We start from the raw sequence: 23,679 nt of genomic DNA on the forward strand, positions 1-23,679 counted from the left end.
AAAATCCGCTCCGTCACGACCGTTGCGGGTACTGGATACGGACCCTCAATGCCCAACAAGCGCCATTGCCAATGGTTTCATTAAGGGAAGCTGTAAAGTTGCGGGGCCGTTACGTTGGCTCCGGCCGGTCAGAAGCCGGCCTTGCCAATGATGCGGCCGCTGCGGGCGTCGACATCGACCCACATGACGCGGCCCTGCTTCATGAATTTCAGGCGATAGCGGTCGCCGTCGAATTCAGGGCCGAGATAGTCGGCGCCGCGCATATGGGGCACCACCATCGCCTCGATCGCGCGGAGCGGCATGATGTGGCCCTCGCGCGTGCCGCGCCAGGCGCGGTCCTGCTCCTTCTCCCGCGGGCGCGAGGCTTCGGCCGGCTGGGCAGCCGTTATGCCGATCGCGGCGGCGGTGATGAGAGCAAGCAAACGCATGACAAAAACTCTGATTTCCTCTTAGGTCATGGGTGACATAGGCGTTCGCCATTGAATAGGTCATGAATATGGCTGAAGGCTTGGCGACAGGTTTGACGTGGCTGTTTCTATAAGTGACTGAGTTGCCGAGGGATTTATGAAGGTGAAGATGTTCCTCGCTACCGCTGTTGCGGTTTTGGCACTGGCAGGTGTTGCTCCCGCGCTACAGGCGGCGGAGCCGCCCGCGGGCATGGAGCCGGTTCCGAACCGCGCTTCGAACGAGGGTGAAGGGCCGTTCGGGAAGCTGGTGATTCGCGGCGCAATGCTGATCGACGGCAGCGGCGCGCCGCCGCGTGGGCCGGTGGACATCGTCGTTCGCGGCAACAGGATCGAGAGCATCAATGGCGCCGGAACGCCTGGCCTGCCGCTGAAGCCGGACCGCGAGCCGCGCGATTTCGACCGGGAAATTGACGCCACCGGCATGTATGTTCTGCCGGGCTTCGTCGACACGCACGGCCATAATGGCGATCCGGCGAAGGCGCCGAACCCCTCCTACGGATACAAGCTGTGGCTGGCGCACGGCGTCACCGCCGTCCGCGGGATCTCGCTCTACTGGGGGCCCAACAATCTCTCGCTCGACGACAAGCGCCGCAGCGCCGACAACAGCATCGTCGCGCCTCGCCTTTTCGCTTACATGGCGCTGGGCGACGGCTGGGACGGCGGCGACATCGACAGTCCGGAAAAGGCGCGCCAGTGGGTCAGGTGGGCGGCCAAGGCCGGCTATGACGGCGTCAAGCTGTTCAACTCCGAGCCGCGGGCCATCACCGCCGCGGCCATCGACGAGGCGAAAAAGCGCAAGCTCGGCACCGTCGCGCATCTCGGGCAGGGCGGCGTCGCCGAGGTCAATGCGCGCATTGCCGGCGAACTGGGCCTCGATACCGTCACCCACTTCTACGGCCATTTCGAAAGCCTGCTGAAGGACGGGCGGCTGCCGAAATATCCGGCCGACTACAATATGCTCGACGAACAGAGCCGCTTCTTCGAGATCGCCAATTTCACTGACCAGATCGTCGAACCCGGCGGGCCGGAATGGCGCGCTTATCTCGAACAGCAGCTCGAAAACGGCGTCATCTTCAACCCAACCTTTAACATCTATTCGGCCTCGCGCGACCTGATGCGGGCGCGAAATGCCGACTGGCATCAGAAATATACCCTACCGTCGCTGACCGACTTCTTTGCCCCGAGCCGCGTCAATCACGGCTCCTACTGGTACGATTGGACGACGGCGAAGGAAGTCGCCTGGCGCCGCTTCTACGGGCCCTACATGCGGCTGATGAACGATTATAAGAATATGGGCGGCATCGTCACCGTCGGCTCCGATCCCGGCTACATCTACCAAAGCTGGGGCTTCCCCTACGTTCAGGAGCTGGAGATGCTGCAGGAAGCGGGTTTCACCCCGCTGGAGGCCGTCCAGGCCGCGACGCGGAACGGCGCGCATGAAATCTACCGGCCGAAGGGCACGGACGCGCCGTTCGGCATGGTGCGGCCGGGCATGTTAGCCGACCTCGTCATTGTGCCGGAAAATCCCCTGCATAATTTTAAGACGCTCTACGGCACCGGCTTCGAGCGGCTCGACAAGGACGGCAAGGTCGAGCGGGTTGGCGGCGTCCGCTACACGATCAAAGACGGCATCGTGTACGACGCCAAGCAGCTGCTTGCGGAGGTGGCAGCGATGGTCGAGGCGCAGAAGCGCGCGCGGGGCGTGCAATGAGCCATCCGCTGGTGGAAGAAGCGCGCAAGGCCGCGCTCGGCGCCTATGCGCCCTATTCGAAGTTCAGCGTCGGCTGCGCGATTGAGTCCATGGATGGGGAGATCGCAGTCGGCGCCAATATGGAAAATGTTTGCTACCGCCTCGGCGTCTGCGGCGAGATTTCCGCGCTGACAGCCGCCCAGCAGAGCTTCGGCCTGGACAAGATCGCCCGCATCGCGGTCGCCGGCGGCCATGTCGGACCCGATGGTGAACTGACCGGTGGGTCAGTTGTCACCTCATGCGGCGGCTGCCGCCAGTCGATTCTCGAAGCCGCGCATGTCTCAGGCTGCGACATCGAAGTGATCTCCGCCAACGGCGATGGTACGGAAGTCAAATCGATGCGGATTTCCGAGCTTCTGCCGCTCGGCTTCGGCCCCGCCAATCTGAAGGATGCCGATACTTAGTCTGAAACGATGCTGATTTGATCGGGATCGGTCACGTGCACATGGGTTTGATAATAATATAGGCCCGTTGGCCGCAGGTTCGCGCCGACGAAATCGATCCGTTCCCGCCGTGCCGCGCCGTGTACCCTTATATTTTTTCCCATGAAGAAACGGTCCGCTGGCGCGCCGTAGCGTCTTGCCAGTCGTTCGGCGGCCGCTGGTGCAATGTTGATCGTAATATTTCGCTGGTCGCGATAGTCCTGCTCTGAATTGAGGTAGACCCTCTTCTTGTTCCGCCCAGTCGCGCTCACTTTCATAGCAAAGATGCCAGGCACTGCCCGAGGTGCCGCATCGGCCGCAGCCACGATCGCTTCGCGCGGGCTGATGTCGCCAGTTGCTTGTATGGGAGCCGTGTAGCAGCAGCGCGACGATGATCGTGGAAAGTGGACTGTTCATTTAGGCCAGCTTGATCTCACGGAGCCGCTCCTGGAGGTAATCGTGGGCGGTGATCGGCGGCCATTTCGCCTGCTCGCCGTCAGCAACAGTGCCCGGCAGCGCCTCGATCAGGAAATCGGGGCGGAAGTGGAGGAAGAAGGGCATCGAATAGCGCGCGTTGCTGGCGCGGTCCGGCGCCGGGTTCACGACACGGTGGGAGGTCGACCGCAGCCGGCCATTGGTGAGGCGCTGCAGCATGTCGCCGATATTGATCACGAGTTCGCCCTCCTTCGGGCTCACCGGGATCCATTTGCCCTCCCTGGTCAGCAGTTCGAGGCCCGCTTCCTCCGCCCCGAGTAGCAAGGTGATGGTGTTGATATCCTCATGTGCCCCGGCGCGGATATGCTCTCCGGTCGGCTCCATCTGCGGCGGGTAATGAAGCATGCGCAGCACCGAATTGCCGTCCCGCACCGTGTCGGCGAAATAATCCTCGTCGATCCCCAGATAGCGCGCAATGGCGGCGAGCACCTTCAGGCCCGTACGGTCGAACGTGTCGTAAAGCTCAAGGAAAGTTTCCCTGAACCCCGGCACTTCCTCCGGCCAGACATTGTCGGCCATTGTGTCGCGGAACGGATGGCCGGCGGCAAGCTCCCGCCCCACATGCCAGAATTCCTTGAGGTCGTGCGCCTTGTGTCCCTTCGCCGTCTCGATGCCGAACGGCGTATAGCCGCGCGCGCCACCGCCGCCGGGAATGGCATATTTCCGCTTCACCTCTTCCGGCAGCGCGAAGAATTGCTTCGCTTTCTCTTCCGCGCGGTCGATCAGCTCCTGCGGAATGCCGTGGTTGCGAATGATTGCGAAGCCGTAGCGCTCGAACGACTGCCCCAACTCCTGCGCGAAGCCCTGGGGGTCGCGGCTGGAGTCGGTGAGGGAGACGGAGGCGATGCTGTCGGCGATAAGAGTGTCAGTCATGACAATCCTTTAGCGGAAAGGCGGTCCCCGCGGAAACGACGAAAATCAAAGGCTGAGCATCAGCCCCGCAAGCGCCGCGCTCATCAGGTTCGCGAGCGAACCGGCGATCAGCGCTTTGACGCCCAACTTCGCGATCACTGGCCGCTGGGTGGGAGCAAGGCCGCCCGTCACCGCCATCTGGATCGCGATCGAACTGAAATTGGCAAAGCCGCAGAGCGCAAAGGTGACGATGGCGCGGCTGCGGTCGGTCAGGGCCGCGGCGGGACCGCCCGCATTGCCGAGGTCGATGAAGGCCACGAATTCGTTAAGCACGATCTTGGTCCCGAATAGGCCGCCCGCGACCCCCGCCTCGTTCCAGGGAACGCCGATCATGAACATGATCGGCTGGAACACCCAGCCGACGATCTGCTGGAAGCTCAAGGTCGGATAACCGAACCAGGCGCCGACGCCGCCAAGCAGGCCATTGGCGAGCGCCACCAGCGCGACGAAGGCGAGCACCATCGCGCCGACCGCGACTGCCAGCTTGACGCCGGTCTGCGCCCCTTGCGCGGCGGCCATGATGATGTTGGCGGGCCGCTCGCCGTCCTCGAACGTCTCGGCCACGTCCACTTCATCGGCTTCGGGCAGGCCGGGATGCGTCTCGGGCAGCAAAGCGGCGGGCCCTGGGCCGCTGATGCGGCTCGCCGGAAGCTCCACGTGTTCCGGCTCCTTCGGCGCCACCACATCCGGCATCATGATCTTTGCCATTAGGATGCCGCCGGGCGCCGACATGAAGGCGGCAGCGAGGAGGAAGGGCAGATACTGCTCGCCGAGTAGGGTCGCGTAAGCGGCAAGGATAGTCCCAGCGACACCCGCCATGCCGACGGTCATAAGCGTGAACAGCTGCGCCGGCGTCAGGGCTGCGAGATAGGGGCGCACCACCAGCGGCGATTCCGACTGCCCGACGAAAATATTGGCGGCGGAACCAAGCGATTCTACCCGGCCGATGCCGGTCACCCAGCCGATCGCGCCGCCGACCCAGCGGACGACCTTCTGCATGATGCCCAGATAATAGAGGATCGAAACCAAAGCGGCGAAGAAGATGATGACGGGAAGCGCGCCGAGCGCGAACGTATTGGCGAGCGGGTTCGCGACCGACGGGCCGAACAGAAATTCGGTGCCCTTGTTGGCGTAACTCAGAAGATTCGAAACGCCGCGCGACAGCGCCTCGATGCCAGCCCGTCCCCAGCTTGTGTAAAGGACGAGGAGCGCGATACCCGCCTGCAGCGCGAAGGCGGCCGAGACGACGCGAAGGCGGATCGCCTTCCGGTCCGACGACAGCAGAAAGGCGATGAGGAGGATCAGCAGGATCCCCGCTATGGCCCGAAAATTCTCCACGCTCACTCTCCCCCCAAGACACCCGCTCCGGCGTCTACCAGACCATCTTTCTTTCTGATGCCGCGGCGGCTCTGTCCAGCAAATCAATCGCTTCGCCAATATCGTCCGCGACCAGCAGCTGCGCACGCCGCGCCGGCGACATGAAGCCGCTCGAAGTGGTATGATCAAGGAAGCCGATCATCCCGTCCCAGAAGTTAGACACGTTCAGAAGCGCGAACGGCTTGGCATGATAGCCGAGTGCGTTCCACGTCCAGGCTTCGAACAATTCATCGAACGTGCCGATGCCGCCCGGCAGAGCGACGAAAGCGTCGGTAAGCTCCGTCATCTTCGCCTTCCGCTCATGCATCGTGCCGACGATGTGAAGCCCGGTCAGGCCGGTATGCGCGACTTCGAGGTCTATCAGCGCCTGCGGAATGACGCCGTGCGCCTTGCCGCCGGCGTTCAGAACTGCATCGGCGACGACGCCCATTAGGCCGAGCCTGCCGCCGCCATAGACAAGCTCGATGCCGCGCCGCGCCATCTCTTCGCCTAACGAGCGGGCAGTGTCGGCAAATGCCGGATCGGCGCCCATGCTGGAGCCGCAATAAACGGCAAGCCGCTTCAACAAACCGGAAAACTCCTGCCCCTTTGGAAAGCCGCTCCCTCGCGTGAATGCACGATTGCGGCAAGCCCTTTTTCTTCATGAATAAACCGGTTAGGCAACCCTATGTCCGATACGAACGCACCCGCAATCTCCCGCTCCCTCTTCGCCTTTTCGATCTTCTACGGCGGCATGGTCTGCATTGCCGGCGTGCTCGGCAACAAGCAGGTGGCGCTGGGGCCGCTCGCAGTGGAAGCGGGCATCTTCGCTTTCCTGACGTTGGTGGTGACTTCGAGTGCGGTGGCCGAGCTGCATGGGCGTGCGGTGGCAAACAAGCTTGTCCTGTTCGGCTTCGTCCCGCTCCTGGTATCCCTGTTCCTCACCCTGCTGGTGCTGGCCGTTCCAGCCTCCGCGAAGATGGAGCCTGAACGGCTCGCAGCGTTCGAGATGATGATGAAGGCGACCCCCCGCATCTGGATCGGCGGGATCATCGCCTACGGCATATCGCAAATCCTGAACGTTACCATCTTCAGCCGTATGAAGCGCGAGGGCGGCCGGATGCTGTGGCTCCGCTCGGGTGTCGCCGGCGTCCTCTCCCAGATCGTGGACACCTTGCTGTTCATCACAATCGCCTTTTACGGCGTGTTTCCGATCGGAGAGCTGCTGATGGGGCAGATGATCGCAAAGGTGGCCCTTTCCGCCGTCTTGGTGCCGCCGCTCATCTACCTCTTTGTCGGCATGGGCCGCAGGCTCGACGCGCGCCCGGCGTGACTTTCTCGGGACGAGCACTATCTGACGCGCCATGGCCGCACCCGTACTCGCTTATGAAAATCTCGGACTCGTGCAGGGCGCGGGCTGGCTGTTCCGCGGCCTTGACCTCTTCATCGGAGAACGCGACCGGCTGGCGCTGATCGGCCGTAACGGCGCGGGCAAGACGACCTTGCTCAAATGCCTCGCCGGCATGATCGAAACGGACGAGGGCCGCCGCACCATCCAGCCCGGCATCAAGGTCGTGCTTCTGGAGCAGGACCCGAAAGTCGAGGGCTTCGCCACCCTGCGTGACTTCGCCCTCGCCGGTCCCGACGCGCCGCCGCCTTACGAGGTGGACGCGATAGCCACCCAGATCGGCATTGATCTCGATCGCGAGGCTGCGACGGCGAGCGGCGGCGAACGGCGCCGCGCGGCCATCGCACGGGCGCTGGCGCAGGACCCGCAGGTGCTGCTGCTCGACGAGCCTACCAACCATCTCGATCTGGCGGCCATCGAATGGCTGGAGGACTGGCTTTCCCGCTATACCGGCGCCTTCATTGCGATCAGCCACGACCGCACCTTTCTGAAGCGCCTGACCCGCTCATCGCTCTGGCTCGATCGAGGAGCCATCAGGCGGGCGGAGATCGGCTTCGGCGGCTTCGATGCGTGGACCGAGCAGGTCTATGCCGAAGAAGCGCGCGCGGCGGAAAAGCTCGACGCCAAGCTGAAGCTCGAGCTGCACTGGCTGGAACGCGGCGTCACCGCGCGGCGCAAGCGCAATCAGGGGCGGCTCGCCAAGCTTCAGGAGATGCGGGCAACGCGCGCAGCCATGCTGGGACCGGCTGGCACGGCTAAGCTCGGTCTTCAAAATGACGATGTGAAGACGAAGGTGGTGATCGACGCCGAGAAGGTCACCAAACGCTTTGGCGACCGGACGATCATCAAGGATTTCAACCTCCGCATCACGCGCGGCGACCGGATTGGCGTCGTCGGCGCCAACGGCGCGGGCAAGACGACTTTGCTCAAGCTGCTGACCGGAGAGATGGAGCCGGACGAGGGCGCTATCCGGCGCGCCAAGACCTTGGACGGCGTCGTGATCGACCAGCAGCGGAAGCTCCTCGATCCCAACAAGCATGTGCGCGACATCCTTGCCGACGGCGGCGACTGGGTCGACGTGCGCGGCGTCCGCAAGCATGTGCAGGGCTACCTAAAGGAGTTCCTGTTCGCGCCGGAGCTGATCGACGCCAAGATCGGCACCCTCTCCGGCGGCGAGCGGTCGCGGCTGCTGCTCGCGCGCGAATTTGCTCGGCGCTCAAACCTCTTGGTGCTCGACGAGCCGACCAACGATCTCGACCTGGAGACGCTCGATCTCCTCCAGGAAGTAATCGCCGACTATGACGGCACGGTCCTGATCGTCAGCCACGACCGCGACTTCCTCGACCGGACGGTGACGATCACGCTCGGCCTTGACGGCTCCGGAAGGGTCGACATCGTCGCCGGCGGCTACGAGGATTGGGAGCGGAAGCGGAAGGCGCCGCAAGCGTCGGCGCAGAAAGCCGCCGCGCCCAAGGTCGCTCCCGCAGCGCCGAAGCAGCAGACCAAGCTCACCTACAAGGACCAGCGCGACTACGACCTGCTGCCGGGGCGGATCGAGGAGCTGGAGGCGCAGATCGCACGCGATGAGGACGCTCTTTCCGACCCCGACCTCTACACCAAGAACCCTGACCGCTTCGCCGCCCTCACCGCCGCCATCGAAAAGGCCCGCACCGAACGCGACGCCGCCGAGGAACGCTGGCTGGAGCTTGCCGAAAAGGCGGAGGCGCTTGCCTGATGGCAGGTCGTCCGTTCGAAAACGCGCTCACTCCGTCTTAAGCAGACATCTGAAGCGCTGGTCTAAGGCTCCAGCGCATATTGTACGAAGAGTGAAATGGACGTCTTGATTTCTCCTGCCTCCGTCGGCGAGGGCGGTGGTGGAGGCGGCGGCGGACCATCGCTGCTCCCGCTGCCAGTCACGACGATTTCCCCGCCGTAGCCTGAGAATGTGCCTTCAGTGATCGACAGAAGTTTTATCCCGCGGGCGCCGTTGCGCCGTGCATATTCCCTTGCGCGCAGTTCCGCCGAGAGGAGCGCTTTGTCCCAAGCCTGACCGCGAAGAACGGCGGCATTCGAGCTTTCGAAATAAGGGCCATCAATGCTGTTCGCGCCGGCAGCGACGAGCGCGTCGAGCAGTTTGCCGACCTCATTCACCCGGCCGTACCGCACCCTCAAATCGTTCGAAGCTGTGTAACCGATGATTTTCCGTTCCTCTTCGGAGGCGTCATCGTCCTCGTCGTCATTGTAGTTCGGCTCAAGATCGATCCCGGTCGTCTGAATGTCTTTCTCCGCGATGCCGAACGCCCGAAGTCTATCGATTACCTGCTTCATCTTCACCGCGGTCTGGGAAAGAGCATTGGCGGCCTTAGGATCGCTGGCCGTTACCCCGACGCTCACTATCGCGACGTCCGGTCGACTCTGTACGCTCTCGGTGACGGCAATTCCGACTACAGGGTTCGACGATGTGAGGTTTACGGGCGGGACCTCCGCATGTGCGGCCGCACTCACGGCCAGCAAGGCGAGGGCAACGAAATTTCGCATCGAGCTACTCCTAATTGCGAGCGACCGCTTCGTTACCGTAAAAACTTTTGCAGTCCAGTTTATGGCTGCAGGTCGTAATGCTTCAGCAGGTCGTAGAGCGTTGGCCGGCTGATCCCGAGCAGCTTCGCCGCGCCTGAGATATTGCCTTCCGTCTTCGCTAGCGCCTGGCGGATGGCGCGGCGGTCGGCTTCCTCGCGTGCCGATTTGAGGTTCACGGGCAGCGCTTCTTCCAACGCTTCGAGGTCGAGGTCCTCGGCCGTGATCAGCTTCGAATCCGCCATGATGACGGCCCGCTTCATGCGGTTCTCGAGCTCGCGCACGTTGCCCGGCCAATGCCAGTCCGTGATCGCCGCCAGCGCGCCGGGCGTGAAGCCCTTCACCTGCGGGTTCATCTCTTTGGCGAAGCGGGCGAGGAAATATTTGGCGAGCAAAGCCGCATCGCCGTGCCGCTCCGCGAGCGTCGGGATCTTCACGACGATCTCGGCGAGGCGGTAGAACAGGTCTTCGCGGAAGCGCCCCTCCTGGATCATCGCTTCGAGGTTCTGATGCGTCGCGCATACGATGCGCGTGTCGACGGGGATCGCCTTCCGCCCGCCAATCCGCTCGATCACCCGCTCCTGAAGGAAGCGAAGCAGCTTCACCTGCAGAGGCAGGGGAATGTCGCCGACCTCGTCGAGGAAAAGCGTGCCGCCCTCAGCAAGCTCGATCTTGCCTTCGGTGGTCTTGATCGCGCCGGTGAACGCGCCCTTCTCGTAGCCGAACAGCTCCGCTTCGAGCAGGTTCTCGGGGATCGCCGCGCAGTTGATCGCAACAAAACCCTTGTCCCGCCTGCCGCTCGCATCGTGGACACCGCGGGCGAGCAATTCCTTGCCGGTGCCAGATGCGCCAAGCAGCATCACCGAAACGTCGGCATTGGCGACCCGCTCGATGGTGCGCGCAACCTTCAGCATCTCCGGCGCGGCGGTGATCATCGTGCCGAGGACGGTGCGCTCGTCGCCGACCCGCTCCTCGAGCCGCCGGTTCTCATTCTCGATCTCGTGCAGCTGGAAGGCGCGGCGGACGATCAGGCCCAGCTGATCGATGTCGACCGGCTTCTGATAATAATCGTAGGCGCCGGACGCGATGGCGCGGAGCGCGCTTTCCCGCGCGCCGTGGCCGGTCGCCACCACCACCTTGGTGTCAGGGCGAAGTGCGAGGATGGATTCCAACGTCGCGAAGCCCTCGCTCACCCCATCCGGATCGGGCGGAAGGCCGAGGTCGAGCGTCACCACCGGCGGCTCCTGCGCGCGGACGAGATCGACCGCGCTCGACCGGTCGGAGGCGACCATCACCTCATAATCCTCATAGGCCCAGCGGAGCTGCCGCTGCAGGCCTTCATCGTCCTCGACGATCAGGAGCTTGGGCTTGAAAGGCGCGTTCATGCTGTGATCCGTTGCTTGTCGTGCGCAGCGCTAGCCGCTGCGGGGAGGAAGATGGTGAAACGGCTGCCTTCGCCTTCCTGGCTATCCACCTCGATGCGGCCGCCCATCGCAGTGACGAGCGTCTTCGCCTCGAACGCGCCGACGCCGAAGCCGCTTTCCTTGGTTGAGGCGAAAGGCTGGAACAGGCGCGTTCGGATGAAATCAGGCGACATGCCGCAGCCTTGATCGGCTACCTCGATTGCAATTTGGGTCCCGCGCTTTTCGAACACGATTAGCAACGGTGCCTCGGAAGGGCTGGCGTCGATCGCGTTCTGCACGATTTGCGTCAGCGCCTGTTCGAGCCGCGCCGGATCGGCCTCGGCGGCGATGCGGGCGTCGCCACTCACTTCGATCGGGTGGCGGCGGCGCTTGGCTTCTGCCACCGCGGCGATCACCGGCTGGACCAAGGTGGCCCGTGCTTCCTGCGCCTCAGGGGCGCTGCTGCGGGACAGCTTCGCCAAGAGGTCGTTCATCTTCTGCACCGAGCTTTGCAGCGTCGCCACCATGTCGGCGCGGAACTCCGGGTTATCGGCGTGCCGCTCCGCATTGCGCGCGACCAGCGAGAGCTGGCTCACCAAGTTCTTGATGTCGTGCATGATGAAGGCGAAACGGCGGTTGAACTCGTCGAACCGCTCGGCATTGGCGAGCGCCTCCTGCGTCCGCGCCTCGGCAAGGTAGCTCGCGGCCTGGATGCCCGCAGTGCGGAAGAGGTCGAAATCCTCCCAGTCCATCGGCCGGGCGGGGACCGGCGGCTCGAGCAGCACGAGACCGACAAGGCCATCATTGTGCACCAGCGGCACGCCCGCCCAAGCGCCCTCGACCTGCTTCAGCCAATCAGGAATGGCCGGCTTAAGGTCTTCCAAACCCTTACCGCTGAAGTCGACGACGTAGGAGGTGGAGGCAAGGAAGCGGACGAAGTCGTCCTCCACTTCACCAGCCGGGCGCTCGCCCTTCCAAGCATGCGCAGTAGACGGGGACAGGCGACCGCCGTCCAGCGTGAGCAGCAAGCCGCCGGGAGAGGCCGCAACGTCGGCAAGCGCCTTCACAACGCGTTCGCCGAGCGGTGCGCCGCTGCCGGTCGTACCGATCGTGCGGGTGAAGCGCAGCCAATCTTCGCGATAATCGTAGCGATGTTCGAAGAAATGTTTGGCGACTTGAACGCGGAGCCATCCGCGAAAGCGCTTGGACGGCAGCAGGAACAGCGCCGCGGAGGTGACGCCGATGATCACGGCCGCCTGCAGCACCCGGCCCCAATCGTCGCCGACGAGCGCCATCGCCCGCGTGATCCAGATCATCGCGATGAAATAAGCCAGAATTGCCACCAGCGAGAGCGACTGGAAGGTGGCGGCGCGGGACAATTGCACGCGCCAATCGGGGTTGCGCTTGGCGGCGAGTGCGAAGAGCGGCGCGAGCAGGGCCGCGAGCCCCCCGCGCATCGCGAACAACCCGCTCCATGACTGTTCGGTCAGATAGGCGACGGTATAGACGTGGAGTTCGTAGCCCCACAAAGCCGCAAGCGCGACGGTCGGGAGCTGGATCGAGGCGCGCGACGTCGCCGACGCCTGGCCATAGAGATTGTGCACGAGCACCAGGGAACCGGCGGCCATGGTGAGGCCGAGGCCGTTGCGGCTCGACAGCAAAGTCGAGGCTGCGTGTCCTTCCGCAAACGGCGTGAGCATGCCCAGAATGAACTGGAGGCCGATCACGCAGGCGACGGCGCCATAGACGAGCTTCACTGCGCGCTGCCGTTCGTCGTCCGCGCCGGTTCCGATGATGCCGTACATGAAGGTGAGGAAGGCAAGATTGCGGATGCTCTCGCCGACCGCCGCCCATATCGTCTGCGGCTCGAACAAAGCGTGCGCCAATGCCCATGCCGTCATGGCGGCAAAGGCTACGCCCAGCGGCCGGCGGCTGGCATCCGCCTTGGCCATGCGGGGCTGCCACACGGCGAGCGCGCCGTAGAGCGCGGCCGCGAGCGAATGACTCCAGAGGCCGATCAGCTCAGTCACCTGTAAGATTCTCTGACATGGTGCGCAGTGTCGCGAAAATTGACAAAAATTTCCTGAAGACCATCTGAGGTGAGATCGGAGAAAGCCTATGTCCCTCATAAGAAGCCTCGGCAGCAGCGGGCTTCAGACTCCGCCTTTGGTGCTCGGCGGCAACGTGTTCGGCTGGACCGCTGACCGCGAAACCAGCTTCGACATTCTGGACCGCTTCGTCGCGCGCGGCGGAACCATGATTGACACGGCGGACGTCTATTCCTCCTGGGTGCCTGGTAACGAAGGCGGTGAATCCGAAAGCATCATCGGCGAATGGCTGAAGCGCCGCGACCGCCGCGACGACGTGCTTATCGCCACTAAGGTCGGATACGACGAGGGCCTCGCCGCCGGCACGATCGCCGCCGCTATCGACCGTTCGCTGCAGCGGCTCGGCACCGACTATGTCGACCTTTATTTCTCGCACAAGGACGATCCCAACGCGCCGCTCGAAGAGACGCTCGGCGCCTTCGACAGGCTGGTGCATACGGGGAAGGTGAGGGCGATCGGCGCATCTCAGATCGAGGCGCCGCGGCTTCGCGAGGCGCTCGACATCAGCGCGCGCGAGGGTCTCGCCAGCTACTCCGTGCTCCAGACCTGGTACAATCTGCTGGAGCGGCCGAAGTACGAAGGTGAGCTGTCGGCGTTGGTCCAGGAGCGCGGCCTCGGCATGGTCGCCTTTTACGGCCTCGCCTCAGGCTTCCTCAGCGGCAAATACCGGTCCGAAGCCGATCTCGGCAAAAGCCCGCGCGGCGGCGGCCTCGGCAAATATCTGGACGCTCGCGGCATTAGCGTGCTCGCCGCGCTGGACGAGGTTGCGGCGGAGACGGGCGCGACACCCGCCCAGGCGGCGCTGGCCTGGCTGTCGGCTCAGCCGGCCGTCACCGCGCCGATCGCCAGCGCGACGAGTCTCGAACAGCTCGAAGAGTTGTTGGGCGCAATGGAGCTTGAACTTACGCCCGATCAGGTCGAACGGCTGAACGCGGCAAGCGCGCAGTGACGCGGCTCCACCTCCCGCTTCTCTGCCTGGCAATCGCGGCCTGCGATTCCGGCTCCGGACCCGCCAGCGCCTCGCCGCAGCGGACGGAGACGGCGATCTTCGCCGGCGGCTGTTTCTGGTGCACCGAAGCCGATTTCGAAAAGCTGCCGGGCGTGGTCGGCGCGTTGTCCGGCTACACCGGCGGCCGCACAGCAAATCCGACTTACGAGCGGGTCTCGGCCGGCGGCACCGGCCATTATGAGGCGGTGAAGGTCACCTACGATCCGGCGCGGGTCAGTTACGCGCAGCTGGCCCGCTATTATTTCCGAACTGTCGATCCGACCGATGCCGGCGGCCAGTTCTGCGACCGCGGCGAAAGCTACCGGACTGCGATCTTCGCGACCCCGCAGCAGCGCCGGCTGGCGGAGGCGGCCAAGGCAGAGGCCGGCCGCAGTCTTAAAGGGCGAATGGTGACGCCGATCCTATTGGCTGCACGCTTCTACCCGGCCGAAGATTATCATCAGGATTATTACAAGAAGAACCCGATCCGCTACCGCTACTACCGCTTCTCCTGCGGCCGCGAGGCGCGGCTGAAGGAAGTCTGGGGCAGATAGACTAGCCCTTCTTCTTCAGCACGCCGAGGGCGCCCACCACCATCGCTTCGGTCGCGGTGGATATCGTCGCCTCCGGATCCGGCGCCCAAAAGGGGCTGTGGAGCGCCGGCAATTTCGTGGGATCGCCGGCCGCCTTTGCCCATTGCGCCTGCGGCACGCCGCCCACCCAGAAGATGAAGCTTTCGATGCTCTTGTCGGCGAGGTGGTAGCGGCTGAAATCTTCGCCAGCCATGACCGGCGGCACGCGGCGCACGCGCTCGGCCCCGAACCGCTCGGTCAGGAGGGCCGCCGTGCTTGCCGTGAAGGCTTCGGTGTTCACGGTCGCAGGCGTTGACTCCGCCTCCCGCACCGTCACGACCGGCATTCGGTCTTCCGGCACGCCCGCCGCGATCGCTTCGCCGCGCGCAATGCGGGCGATGCCGTCCAGCAAGGTTTGCCGCACCTCGGGCGTATAGCTCCGGACCGTGAGCTGCATTTTGGCTTCGTCGGAAATGATGTTGTGCTTCGCCCCCGCATGGAAGCTGCCGACCGTCACGACGGCGGAATCGAGCGGGTTGATCTCGCGGCTAACCAAAGTCTGCAGCGCCCCGATCATTCGCGCGCCAAGCACGATCGGATCGCGCGTCGTGTGCGGAGCGGCACCATGGCCGCCGACGCCGCGAACCGTGATGTCGACGCTGTCGACGTTGGCCAGTGCCGGTCCGGGGGAATAGCCGATCATGCCGGCCGGCATCGGTCCATCGTGAAAGGCGAGAACCCTGTCGGGCTTCGGGAAGCGCGTGTAGAGGCCGTCGGCAAGCATCGCCTTCGCGCCTTCGCCGGTTTCCTCGCCGGGCTGAGCGATCATGACGAGCGTGCCCGACCATTGATCCTTCATCGCGGCAAGCCGCCGCGCCGTCCCGACCCAGGCCGCCATATGCGTATCATGGCCGCACGCGTGCATGACGCCGCTTTCCACGCCCGCAGGAGTTGTTGCCCGGACCTTGCTGGCATAGGGAAGGCCGGTCTGCTCCTCGACCGGGAGCGCATCCATGTCGGCGCGGAGCATCAGCACCGGGCCAGGGCCGTTCCGCATCACCGCGACCACGCCCGTCTTGCCGACGCCCGTGGTGACATCGAAGCCGAGCTTCTTCACTTCCGCGGCCAGCTTGGCGGAGGTCTTCACCTCCTGCATCGACAGTTCCGGGTTCGCGTGCAGGTCGCGGTAGAGGGTGAGCAGCGACGGCATGTCCTTCGCGACTGCATCCCGCAGCGTGTCTGCGGCGGCGGGCGAAGCAAAGAGAGCGGAAGCGAGAAGAGCGGCGGCGATTTTGCGCATAGAGGTGCTTTCGGGGTCAGGCGCGTGGAATGAGTTCCACTACGTCTATGGTGCTTTCGAAATGCGGATAAGGGAAGACGAGGCGCCAGCGGTTCTCGCCGACGCGCTCGAGGACTCCGGCCATGTCGCGTTCCCGGTCGCGGCCATATTCCAGCGCCATCTTCTCGTCCCCAAGCTGCAGAGTGCCGAGAAAGACCATGCGGCGATTACCGTCGGGAAAGAACAGGCCCATGGGCCGCTGCGAGCCGCTGAGTTTCGCAAAGCTGGTAAGGCCGTTCTCGGGCCGGATGCGGCAATTGAAGGCGGGGTAGACGACATAATCCATCATGCCTGCGGCTTTCGCGCCGATCTTCAGAACCCGGCAGTGATAATTGCCGGGCGGCGGCGCTTGCCAGGGTATGGCGGCGTCAGGCTGCAGGAGCGGACCTTCGCGGGTCAGCGCTGCGTCATGACCCGACGCACTCGCTTTCGCAAGCCCGTTCACCCAGGCCGAGCGCCACTGGCGGAGGCGGTCGCGATCGGATTCCGTGGCAATCTCCCGCCAATCCAATGTGGCGAGGGAAGGCGCGTTCTGCGGCCGTTTCGCTCCGCCTCCGCAGCCCGAAAGCAGAAAAGCGGATGCAACGCATGCGGATGCCAGTGCTTTCTTCATGCTTCAGACCATCTCCCGGAGGAGGTTGCTACAGGCTGACTGGCGGCACTTGCAACTGCCGGGGGCAAATCATTGCGCCGTCCAGCCCCCATCCATGGAGAGATTGGCGCCGGTGATCGACGAAGCTTCATCCCGGCACAGGAAGAGGGCGAGCGCCGCAACCTGGTCCACAGTCACGAACTTCTTGGTTGGCTGGGCGGACAGGAGCACGTCGTTCATCACCTGCTCGCGCGTGAGGCCCCGAGCCTTCATCGTGTCCGGGATCTGGTTCTCGACCAGCGGCGTCCAGACATAGCCGGGGCTGATACAGTTCACCGTCACCCCGCTGGTCGCGGTTTCCAGCGCGACAGCCTTGGTGAAGCCGGCAATACCGTGCTTGGCGGCGACATAGGGCGCCTTGTTCGGGCTGGCGACGAGGCTGTGTGCCGACGCGGTGTTGATCACCCGGCCCCAGCCCTTCCGCTTCATCGCCGGAAGCGCGAGCCGCGTCGTGTGAAAGGCGGCGCTGAGATTGAGCGCGATGATGAGATCCCATTTTTCGACCGGAAACCGATCCACCGGCGCGACATGCTGCATGCCCGCATTGTTGATGAGGATGTCGATCTCGCCTGCCGCCGCCATCAGCGCCTCGATCGCATCGGCGCGGGTCAGGTCGGCATTGCTGTAGCGGGCAGGCGCGCCGCTCGTCTCTTCCAGCTCCTTCCGGATCGCCTCGATTTCGTCCGCGTCACCGAAACCGTTCAGCACCACCGCCGCGCCTTCGGCCGCGAGGGCGCGGGCACAGGCCAGCCCGATGCCTGAGGTGGAGCCGGTGACGAGCGCGTTTTTGCCCTTCAGGAACATGCATCTGCCTTCAGCGAAGTTGAAACCTTGTTCAACTCTCGCGTCCCCTCGCTCCAAATGCAACCGCTTCCCTGCCGAAGCATTGAGCGGACGAAACGAACTTTCGGGAGGCTCCCCAAATGCGCTTCGGCGGACGCAGGACAAGCAGCAATGTCGGCATGCAGACCGGGCGCGGCGGAGGCGGCTTCGGCTTTCCGATGGGCGGAGGCGGCGGCTTCAATATGGGCGGCGGCGGGCTCGGCTGCGGCGGCATCGTCATATTGCTGATCCTCGCCCTCGTGTTCGGGATCAATCCGATGAGCCTGCTCGGCGGCGGCGGTCAGATGGTCGGGGGCGGCAGCCAGGTCGAACGCACCGGCGCCGATCAGGCCTGCAACATGAGCGAGACCAACAAATTCTCCTGCCAGGTGCTCGCCTCGACCGAGGATCAATGGTCCAGACTATTTCAGGCGCAGGGGCAGCAATACCGGCCCGCCTCGATGGATTTCTACAATCGCGCCGGGCAGTCAGGCTGCGGCGCCGCCCAATCCGCGATGGGACCCTTCTATTGCCTGTCCGACCAGCGTATCTATATCGACCCCGCTTTCTTCGACGAGCTTCGCACCCGCTTCCAGGCGCCGGGCGATTTCGCGCAGGCCTATGTGATCGCGCATGAGGTCGGCCATCACGTTCAGACCATCACCGGCACCGCTGACCGCATCCGGCAGGCGCAGTCCCGCGCCAGCAAGGCCGAGGGCAATGCGCTGCAGGTCGCGATGGAGCTTCAGGCGGATTGCTATGCCGGGGTCTGGGCGGCAACCGAGCGGGCGGCGATAGAGTCCGGTGATATCGAAGAAGGCATGCGCGCCGCCGAAGCGATCGGCGACGATACGCTGCAAAAGGCAGCGCAAGGCTATGTGGTGCCGGAAAGCTTCACGCACGGCACCTCGGCCCAGCGCCAGCAGGCGCTGCAGCGGGGCCTCCAGAGCGGAGATCCCGCTGCCTGCGACGTCTATACGGCCAACATCTAGAAGCGGAAGCGGAGCGTCGCCCGCGCAGTGGTCGGCGCTCCCGGCGCAATATTGTTGTCGTTATGCGCGGTCGGAAAATAGTCGGCGCCGAACAAATTCTCGATGTTTACCTGCGCCTCAATATTGTCGGCAAGCTCGTAGAACACGGCCGCATCCACCCGCGCATAGCCTGGAAGCGTCACATTGTTGCTGATCGACGCAAACGACTTCGACCGTGCGATCACTCCGAGGCCGAGCCCAAGCGCATCCGACACGTCGTAGCGGTTCCACAGCGCAAACTGGTGCCGCGGGACGAGCGGCACCTCGCAGCGCTGGCTGGCAGGATTGCAGGCGGTCGTGCGCTCCGTGATCTCCGCCTTCTGCCAGGCATAGCCGGCTGAAATCTGCCACCGGTCGCTGACGCTGCGCTCAAGGCCCAACTCGAGGCCGCGGCTCCGCTGGGCGCCGGTTAGCACCGTGAGGTTCGTCACTGGATCGACTGCACGGGTATTGGTGCGATCAAGCTGATAGACTGCGGCCGTGGCAAGGAGCCCTTCGACCGGTTCCCACTTCGCGCCGACTTCGTAATTGTCGAACTTCTCCGGCTCCAGCGCCTCGGACGTCACGTCGAGCGAGCCGAACTGGTCGCCCGACTGCGGCAAATAGGAGCGGCTGTAGCTCGCATAGAGCGACAGGTCCGGCATCGGCTTGGCGATGAAGCCGATCCGGGGCGACAGCAGCTCGTCCGTCCGGCTGAACTCCGCATTATTGCTGAGATTGGTGACATCGAGTGAGAAGCGGTCGAAGCGGAGGCCGGCAACGATCTCGAACGCCGGCGAAAGCCGGATCTGGTCCTGGACGTAGATTGCGGTGACGCTCGCCTCACCCTCGGTGAAATTGGACGGGGTGCATAGCCCAATCGCGGGCGGCGTGCAGGGCGCGGTCGTGTTGAACGGGAGAAACACGACGTCGGCGTCAATCGTGGGAGACTCCACAGGCACTGGAGTGGAAGAGCGGCGATTGGCCTGACCCGTGATCGCGAAGAAGCCGTTGAGGCGGCGCTGGCGGCTCTCCTGCCGGCCAAGCTCGAAGCCGATCAGCAATGTCTGGTCGATTCCGCCGAGCTGGTTTTCCCAGACGAGGTCGCTCTGGCTGAACAGATTCTCCCTCGTGATGGTGTCGTTATAGGCGGACAGGCTCAGGGTGCCGCCACTAACCGCGCTGCTCGGGTAGATGTTTTGATAGAATTTGTCATAGTCGCCGTAGAGCGTCCGGTTGCGGAGCGTCAGGCCCTCGCCGAAGCTGTGCTCAACGGCGAACGTGCCGATATGGACGTCCGCATCCGCATAGCTCTTGTCGGGATCGCCGAAGAAGACGCTGTCATGGCCCTCAACGGGATCGCCGTTCTGCGATGGAAGGCCGCGATCGGCGGTGCGCCGGTCATGGAAGAATTCGTAAGATAGGTCGATGCGCGTATCCGGCCCCGCAAGAATGCCGACCGTCGGGTTCACCGCGTAACGCTCCAGCTCCACGTTGGGGCGGAAGCTTTCGCCATTTTCGTAGACGCCATTGACCCGGAGGCCAGCGTTCAGACCCAGCGGCTGATCGAGGTCGCCCGTGAGGCGTACGCCGCCCTCACTGTCGCCTGAGATCGCGAACTCGCGATATTCGTTGAGGCTGGAGCGCTTGGTGACCCGGTTGACGACGCCGCCGCCGCCGCCGCGGCCGAAGATCATTGCGTTGGAGCCGCGCAGCACCTCGACCCGATCGACATTGTAGAGGTCGCGGAAATACTGGACGTCGTCCCGGATGCCGTCGACGAAGAAGTCAGCGGTCGTATTGTTGCCGCGAAGCGTGATCTGGTCCCGATTGCCCTCGCCGGTCCCGGGCGTCGCTCCGGGCACGAAAGTCAGGATATCGGCGATCGAGCGCAGGTCCTGATCCTCGATCTGGCTTTCCGAAATCACCGTCATCGCCTGCGGCACGTCTTTGATGTCGGTGCAGGTGCGGGTCGCGGTGCAGGTCTTCTCCGCGCCATATTCCGGCCGCTGGCCGGTAACGACGATCGATTGCGTGTCGTCGACTGCGACTTCAGTCGTGGCGGCTTCGGCCGCTAGGGCGGGATCTGCGAGGGAGCAGGAAAGGGCGATGGCGGAAACGGAACGGATGAACATGATGACCCCTTGAGAACAGTGCGCGTTGTTACGCTGCTGAAAGGGCATCTACTGCTGTTGAGAATAATTCGCAATAGCGATTGGTTCACTCCGGGAGGTCGAATATGTCGGCGCGCAGTGTCTTCTTTCGCGCGTCGAACCGACCGTGCCCTGGGCTGTCGCAGACGACCAGGATCTGGTCGGCTGTCACCCCATCCTCGCCCCAGAGCGCAAGCCCCTCCGGATGATCCTCGCCGCGGCCGAAGGGAAGGTCGAGCAGACGCTCGGGCCGGTGCAGGCGCACCTTCCGATCGTCCTGCGGCGGGTCGTTCGCCCAGTCGCGCCACCGGTAGAGCGCGACCGGGCCGCTGAGACCCGTCGTCGGTCCCGCTAGGATCAGCAGATCGTCACCGCATTTCTTAAGGTCGCGAATGCCGAGCCCCTCCATGGCGAGCAGCCGCTTCACGGGCGCGCCGTCCAACTCCAGCTTGCCCGACGCCTTGGCTTTGACCTTCAACTCCAGCAGCAAGGCATGGGTCGCGATCACCGGCCCGCGCATGCCGAGCGCCACACGCTCCCCGCATACGGCAATGCCCTCGATGTCGAGCCCGCCCTCCTTGGCGGGAACGCGCGTAAACGGCTTCAGCAGCGGATCGGCGCTCAGCGCTTTGGCCAGAGCCCCGCCATCCTTGCTTTGCTTCAGCAGTCCTGCGCGGCGCTTCCCGTCCTTCCTGACCGGCAGCCATCCATCCTCTGTCTCCACCAGAGGCAGGCGCGCGAGAAGGCAGCGCGGGCGGGTATCCTTAAGGTCGGCGAGCTTGTGGAGGTCGATGCATTCGTCCTGTTCCTTCTCGGGCTTGGCTCTCGTCCGCGCATGGCTGCCGACCAGCCACAGCCAATTGTCGTCGGCTGCAAGCCCTTCCAGGTCCGCTTCCTCCTCTGCATCCGCAAGGTCCAGATAATCGCCGAGCGGCAGCTGCCGGTGATTGGCCCAGCGGTCGCCTTCTCCAGTCAGCCGTTCGATCGCCGCGCATTCGTCGCCTGCTACGAACAGCGTGTTGCCGATGCGGGTCGCGGCGGAGAGGTTCCGGACATTGTCGTCATCTTCTTCGGCGTCGAAGCGGAGGCTTACATCGCCATGCGGCTTTGCCGGCTCCGGCCAGCCCGTCTTCGATGATCCGAACATGAAATCCAAACAGGAGGGAGCGGCAAGCGTTCCGCGCCTTGGGCTACTCCGCCGCCAGCAGCCTCTCCGCGCCGCCGAGGTCGACGCTGACCAGCCGGCTGATCCCCTTCTCGATCATCGTGACGCCGAACAGGCGGTGCATGCGGCTCATGGTCACCGCATTGTGCGTGACGATCAGGTAGCGCGTGTCCGTCTCCGCCGTCATCCGGTCGAGCAGGTCGCAGAAGCGCTCGATATTGGCGTCGTCCAGCGGCGCGTCGACTTCGTCGAGCACGCAAATCGGGGCCGGGTTGGTCAGAAACAGCGCGAAGATCAGCGCCACCGCCGTCAGCGCCTGCTCGCCGCCGGACAGGAGGGTGAGCGCGGAAAGCTTCTTCCCCGGCGGCTGCGCCATGATTTCAAGGCCGGCCTCCAGCGGATCGTCCGAATCGATGAGTTCCAGATGCGCCTGCCCGCCTTCGAACAGGGTGGTGAAGAGGCTGCGGAAATGGCCGTTCACCGCCTCGAACGCGGCCAGCAGCCGCACCCGGCCTTCGCGGTTCAGGCTGCCGATCGAACCGCGCAGGCGGTTGATGGCGAGGCCCAGTTCCTCCCGTTCCGCCTGATTGGTGGTGCGGCTGTCCTCCAGCTCGGCAAGCTCCTGCTCGGCGACGAGGTTGACTGGGCCTATCCGCTCCCGCTCGGCGCTGAGCCGGTCCTTCTCGGTGGACTCGATCGATGCGTCTCTTATCGACCCTTCATCGAATCCGAGTTGCTCGGGCAGCAGCGGCGGCGGGCACTGGAAACGTTCGCCGGAGATGCGGCCCATCTCGATGCGGCGGCTCTCCTGATTCTCGTGCCGCGCGACCGCCCCGGCCCGGGCTTCACGCGCGACCGCCAGCGCTTCGCCCGCATCGGCGAGCTTCTTCTCGGTCTCGCGCAGCGCTTCTTCGGCCTGCCGCTCATGCGCCGCCGCCGCTTCCGCGGCTTCTGCCGCCGCAATCGACTCCGTCTCAAGGGCCTCCACCGCCGCCGCGAGCCGCTCCGGCGCATCCGCCAGTTCCGCCGCCTCAACTTCCGCTTCCGCAATGCGGCGCCCCATATCCTCATGGCGGCGGGCGGCGTCGGCGGCACGGACCTGCCAGTCGGCGCTTTCCTTCTTCGCAGCCTCGGCGCGCTGCTTGTCGGCGCTGATCGCCCGCGCATGAGTCGCCGCTTCCGCGCGAAGCTCGGCAAGCGCCCGCTGTGCGGCCTCCGCTTTCTCCCGCAGCGCCGCTACCCGCGCCTGGGTGGCGCCGGCGTCTGGCAGCGCGGTGACCACCGCCTCCGCTTCGGCTGCTGCCTGCTTGGCATCCGCAAGGTCCGCATCCGCCTGCGCAACCCGTTCGGCAAGGCCGGTCCGGCGAATGTCCAGCCGCTCTATTTCGACATTCGCGGCGTCTTCCTCGCGCCCGGCCTCGCGGATCGCGGCATTCGCTTCCGCTTCGATGCGGCGGTTCCGGTCGGCGGCCTCCCGCGCCTCCTGCATCTGCCGAAGCGCGGCATCAATCCGAGCCTGCGCATCGGTCACGGCGGCTTCCGCGCCCGGCGACGCCTTCTCGATCTCAGCCAAGCGGTTGACCCGGATCAGCCGCTCGGCCGCCGCAGCCCCAAGACCCGTCGCCACAAAGCCGTCCCAGCGCCGAAGCTGTCCGTCCCGTGTGACAAGCCTTTGCCCGACCGCAAGCGCGATGCTGCCATCATCCTCAGTGACAACGCCAATCTGCGCGAGGCGCCGGGCAAGCGCCGCGGGCGCCGTCACATGCTCGCTCAGCGGCGTGCAACCTGCCGGAAGCGGCGGATCGCCAGCCTGCTTGTCCGCCCCCGCCCAGCGCCGCGCGGCTTCGCCTTCCAGCGCGGCATCGAGATCGTCGCCAAGCGCGGCTGCTAGTGCATGCTCGTAACCCGTTTCCGCCTTCAGATGATTGATCGCACGGTCGCCGCTCGTGCCCTCAACCGCCTTGCGAAGCGCCTGTGCTTCCGACTGCAATGCCGCGAGCGCCGCGCGCGCCGCTGCCCCTTCGCTCTCAGCCGCGTCGCGGGCCGCGGCGGCCTGCTGACGGCCGGCTTCGGCGGCGCCGAC

At 64.6% G+C, this 23,679-nt stretch carries 20 protein-coding genes and 1 pseudogene; 7 read left to right on the plus strand and 14 right to left on the minus strand.

Translation table 11 applies throughout. From position 1 onward, the window contains the following. Positions 1-128 precede the first annotated feature (128 nt). Positions 129-428 carry a hypothetical protein gene (locus VGD10_RS05360; RefSeq protein WP_331039772.1) on the minus strand — a complete coding sequence of 100 codons (300 nt, stop codon included), beginning with the start codon at positions 426-428 and terminating at the stop codon, positions 129-131. A gap of 148 nt (positions 429-576) precedes the next feature. Between VGD10_RS05360 and VGD10_RS05365 the strand changes: the two genes are divergently transcribed. Continuing rightward, positions 577-2,178, plus strand: a complete 1,602-nt coding sequence (locus VGD10_RS05365) for an amidohydrolase (protein ID WP_331039773.1) — start codon at positions 577-579, stop codon at positions 2,176-2,178. Then, positions 2,175-2,621: a cytidine deaminase gene (locus tag VGD10_RS05370; protein WP_331039774.1), complete on the plus strand. Its 447-nt coding sequence runs from the start codon at positions 2,175-2,177 to the stop codon at positions 2,619-2,621. The genes VGD10_RS05365 and VGD10_RS05370 overlap by 4 nt, the downstream gene beginning before the upstream one ends. Here VGD10_RS05370 and VGD10_RS05375 read toward each other — a convergent pair. The 4 genes from VGD10_RS05375 to VGD10_RS05390 form a co-directional block, all read right to left on the minus strand. Further along, positions 2,618-2,965 carry a hypothetical protein gene (locus VGD10_RS05375; RefSeq protein WP_331039775.1) on the minus strand — a complete coding sequence of 116 codons (348 nt, stop codon included), beginning with the start codon at positions 2,963-2,965 and terminating at the stop codon, positions 2,618-2,620. The two genes, VGD10_RS05370 and VGD10_RS05375, sit on opposite strands and share 4 nt — an antisense overlap. 91 nt (positions 2,966-3,056) lie before the next feature. Next, positions 3,057-4,007 carry an isopenicillin N synthase family dioxygenase gene (locus VGD10_RS05380; RefSeq protein ID WP_331039776.1) on the minus strand — a complete coding sequence of 317 codons (951 nt, stop codon included), beginning with the start codon at positions 4,005-4,007 and terminating at the stop codon, positions 3,057-3,059. Positions 4,008-4,052: 45 nt separating this feature from the next. After that, positions 4,053-5,384 carry a NupC/NupG family nucleoside CNT transporter gene (locus tag VGD10_RS05385; protein ID WP_331039791.1) on the minus strand — a complete coding sequence of 444 codons (1,332 nt, stop codon included), beginning with the start codon at positions 5,382-5,384 and terminating at the stop codon, positions 4,053-4,055. A 34-nt stretch (positions 5,385-5,418) separates the two neighbouring features. Next, positions 5,419-5,988: a TIGR00730 family Rossman fold protein gene (locus tag VGD10_RS05390; protein WP_331039777.1), complete on the minus strand. Its 570-nt coding sequence runs from the start codon at positions 5,986-5,988 to the stop codon at positions 5,419-5,421. A 102-nt stretch (positions 5,989-6,090) separates the two neighbouring features. Here VGD10_RS05390 and VGD10_RS05395 point away from each other — a divergent pair, with 102 nt between their 5' ends. Continuing rightward, the gene (locus VGD10_RS05395) at positions 6,091-6,735 is read left to right on the plus strand and encodes a queuosine precursor transporter (RefSeq protein ID WP_331039778.1); all 645 of its coding nucleotides are present in this window, start codon (positions 6,091-6,093) and stop codon (positions 6,733-6,735) included. Between the two features lie 31 nt (positions 6,736-6,766). Then, positions 6,767-8,545, plus strand: a complete 1,779-nt coding sequence (locus tag VGD10_RS05400; RefSeq protein ID WP_331039779.1) for an ABC-F family ATP-binding cassette domain-containing protein — start codon at positions 6,767-6,769, stop codon at positions 8,543-8,545. 62 nt (positions 8,546-8,607) lie between these two features. Here the strand turns inward: VGD10_RS05400 and VGD10_RS05405 are convergent, their stop codons facing one another. Genes VGD10_RS05405 through prsK form a run of 3 tightly spaced genes read right to left on the minus strand, consistent with a single transcriptional unit; the run spans position 8,608 to position 12,817 of the window. Then, entirely contained in the window at positions 8,608-9,348 is a 741-nt protein-coding gene (locus tag VGD10_RS05405) for an SIMPL domain-containing protein (protein WP_331039780.1), read from the minus strand. 59 nt (positions 9,349-9,407) lie between these two features. Further along, a complete protein-coding gene (gene prsR, locus VGD10_RS05410; protein ID WP_331039781.1) occupies positions 9,408-10,769 on the minus strand; it encodes a PEP-CTERM-box response regulator transcription factor in 1,362 nt (453 codons plus the stop codon). After that, the gene (gene prsK, locus VGD10_RS05415) at positions 10,766-12,817 is read right to left on the minus strand and encodes an XrtA/PEP-CTERM system histidine kinase PrsK (RefSeq protein WP_331039782.1); all 2,052 of its coding nucleotides are present in this window, start codon (positions 12,815-12,817) and stop codon (positions 10,766-10,768) included. Before prsK ends, prsR begins: the two co-directional genes overlap by 4 nt. Before the next feature lie 88 nt (positions 12,818-12,905). Between prsK and VGD10_RS05420 the strand changes: the two genes are divergently transcribed. Together VGD10_RS05420 and msrA are read left to right on the plus strand one after the other, a co-directional pair. Then, positions 12,906-13,844 carry an aldo/keto reductase gene (locus VGD10_RS05420; protein ID WP_331039783.1) on the plus strand — a complete coding sequence of 313 codons (939 nt, stop codon included), beginning with the start codon at positions 12,906-12,908 and terminating at the stop codon, positions 13,842-13,844. Further along, complete coding sequence (gene msrA / locus VGD10_RS05425; RefSeq protein WP_331039784.1) at positions 13,841-14,437, plus strand: peptide-methionine (S)-S-oxide reductase MsrA; 597 nt, start codon at positions 13,841-13,843, stop codon at positions 14,435-14,437. The genes VGD10_RS05420 and msrA overlap by 4 nt, the downstream gene beginning before the upstream one ends. Position 14,438: 1 nt before the next feature. Here the strand turns inward: msrA and VGD10_RS05430 are convergent, their stop codons facing one another. From VGD10_RS05430 to VGD10_RS05440, 3 genes are all read right to left on the minus strand, one after another. Then, on the minus strand, positions 14,439-15,755 hold the full coding sequence (locus tag VGD10_RS05430; protein ID WP_331039785.1) for an amidohydrolase: 1,317 nt from the start codon (positions 15,753-15,755) through the stop codon (positions 14,439-14,441). A gap of 16 nt (positions 15,756-15,771) precedes the next feature. Further along, positions 15,772-16,407 (minus strand): DUF4893 domain-containing protein, encoded by a 636-nt coding sequence (locus VGD10_RS05435; protein WP_331039786.1) that lies wholly within the window; start codon positions 16,405-16,407, stop codon positions 15,772-15,774. Between the two features lie 69 nt (positions 16,408-16,476). Next, complete coding sequence (locus VGD10_RS05440; RefSeq protein ID WP_331039787.1) at positions 16,477-17,250, minus strand: 3-hydroxybutyrate dehydrogenase; 774 nt, start codon at positions 17,248-17,250, stop codon at positions 16,477-16,479. A gap of 119 nt (positions 17,251-17,369) precedes the next feature. Here VGD10_RS05440 and ypfJ point away from each other — a divergent pair, with 119 nt between their 5' ends. After that, positions 17,370-18,260, plus strand: coding sequence for a KPN_02809 family neutral zinc metallopeptidase (ypfJ, locus tag VGD10_RS05445; protein ID WP_331039788.1), 891 nt, complete (start codon positions 17,370-17,372; stop codon positions 18,258-18,260). On the opposite strand, the gene VGD10_RS05450 is transcribed toward ypfJ, so the two are convergent. From VGD10_RS05450 to VGD10_RS05460, 3 genes and pseudogenes are all read right to left on the minus strand, one after another. Then, a complete protein-coding gene (locus tag VGD10_RS05450) occupies positions 18,257-20,413 on the minus strand; it encodes a TonB-dependent siderophore receptor (RefSeq protein WP_331039789.1) in 2,157 nt (718 codons plus the stop codon). The genes ypfJ and VGD10_RS05450 overlap by 4 nt on opposite strands. 85 nt (positions 20,414-20,498) lie before the next feature. Then, positions 20,499-21,578 carry a DUF3616 domain-containing protein gene (locus VGD10_RS05455; protein ID WP_331039790.1) on the minus strand — a complete coding sequence of 360 codons (1,080 nt, stop codon included), beginning with the start codon at positions 21,576-21,578 and terminating at the stop codon, positions 20,499-20,501. 43 nt (positions 21,579-21,621) lie between these two features. Continuing rightward, positions 21,622-23,679, minus strand: a pseudogene (locus VGD10_RS05460) (chromosome segregation protein); the annotation flags it as partial.

The organism is Allosphingosinicella sp., assembly GCF_036402135.1.
Lineage (GTDB): Bacteria > Pseudomonadota > Alphaproteobacteria > Sphingomonadales > Sphingomonadaceae > Allosphingosinicella.

What these genes read in the sequence shown, in the direction of transcription:
- VGD10_RS05360 (WP_331039772.1), bottom strand. Translation starts at nt 428, where the DNA reads ATGCGTTTGCTTGCTCTCATCACCGCCGCCGCGATCGGCATAACGGCT.
- VGD10_RS05365 (WP_331039773.1), top strand. Translation starts at nt 577, where the DNA reads ATGTTCCTCGCTACCGCTGTTGCGGTTTTGGCACTGGCAGGTGTTGCT.
- VGD10_RS05370 (WP_331039774.1), top strand. Translation starts at nt 2,175, where the DNA reads ATGAGCCATCCGCTGGTGGAAGAAGCGCGCAAGGCCGCGCTCGGCGCC.
- VGD10_RS05380 (WP_331039776.1), bottom strand. Translation starts at nt 4,007, where the DNA reads ATGACTGACACTCTTATCGCCGACAGCATCGCCTCCGTCTCCCTCACC.
- VGD10_RS05395 (WP_331039778.1), top strand. Translation starts at nt 6,091, where the DNA reads ATGTCCGATACGAACGCACCCGCAATCTCCCGCTCCCTCTTCGCCTTT.
- VGD10_RS05400 (WP_331039779.1), top strand. Translation starts at nt 6,767, where the DNA reads ATGGCCGCACCCGTACTCGCTTATGAAAATCTCGGACTCGTGCAGGGC.
- VGD10_RS05405 (WP_331039780.1), bottom strand. Translation starts at nt 9,348, where the DNA reads ATGCGAAATTTCGTTGCCCTCGCCTTGCTGGCCGTGAGTGCGGCCGCA.
- prsR (WP_331039781.1), bottom strand. Translation starts at nt 10,769, where the DNA reads ATGAACGCGCCTTTCAAGCCCAAGCTCCTGATCGTCGAGGACGATGAA.
- VGD10_RS05420 (WP_331039783.1), top strand. Translation starts at nt 12,906, where the DNA reads ATGTCCCTCATAAGAAGCCTCGGCAGCAGCGGGCTTCAGACTCCGCCT.
- VGD10_RS05430 (WP_331039785.1), bottom strand. Translation starts at nt 15,755, where the DNA reads ATGCGCAAAATCGCCGCCGCTCTTCTCGCTTCCGCTCTCTTTGCTTCG.
- VGD10_RS05435 (WP_331039786.1), bottom strand. Translation starts at nt 16,407, where the DNA reads ATGAAGAAAGCACTGGCATCCGCATGCGTTGCATCCGCTTTTCTGCTT.
- VGD10_RS05440 (WP_331039787.1), bottom strand. Translation starts at nt 17,250, where the DNA reads ATGTTCCTGAAGGGCAAAAACGCGCTCGTCACCGGCTCCACCTCAGGC.
- ypfJ (WP_331039788.1), top strand. Translation starts at nt 17,370, where the DNA reads ATGCGCTTCGGCGGACGCAGGACAAGCAGCAATGTCGGCATGCAGACC.
- VGD10_RS05450 (WP_331039789.1), bottom strand. Translation starts at nt 20,413, where the DNA reads ATGTTCATCCGTTCCGTTTCCGCCATCGCCCTTTCCTGCTCCCTCGCA.
- VGD10_RS05455 (WP_331039790.1), bottom strand. Translation starts at nt 21,578, where the DNA reads ATGTTCGGATCATCGAAGACGGGCTGGCCGGAGCCGGCAAAGCCGCAT.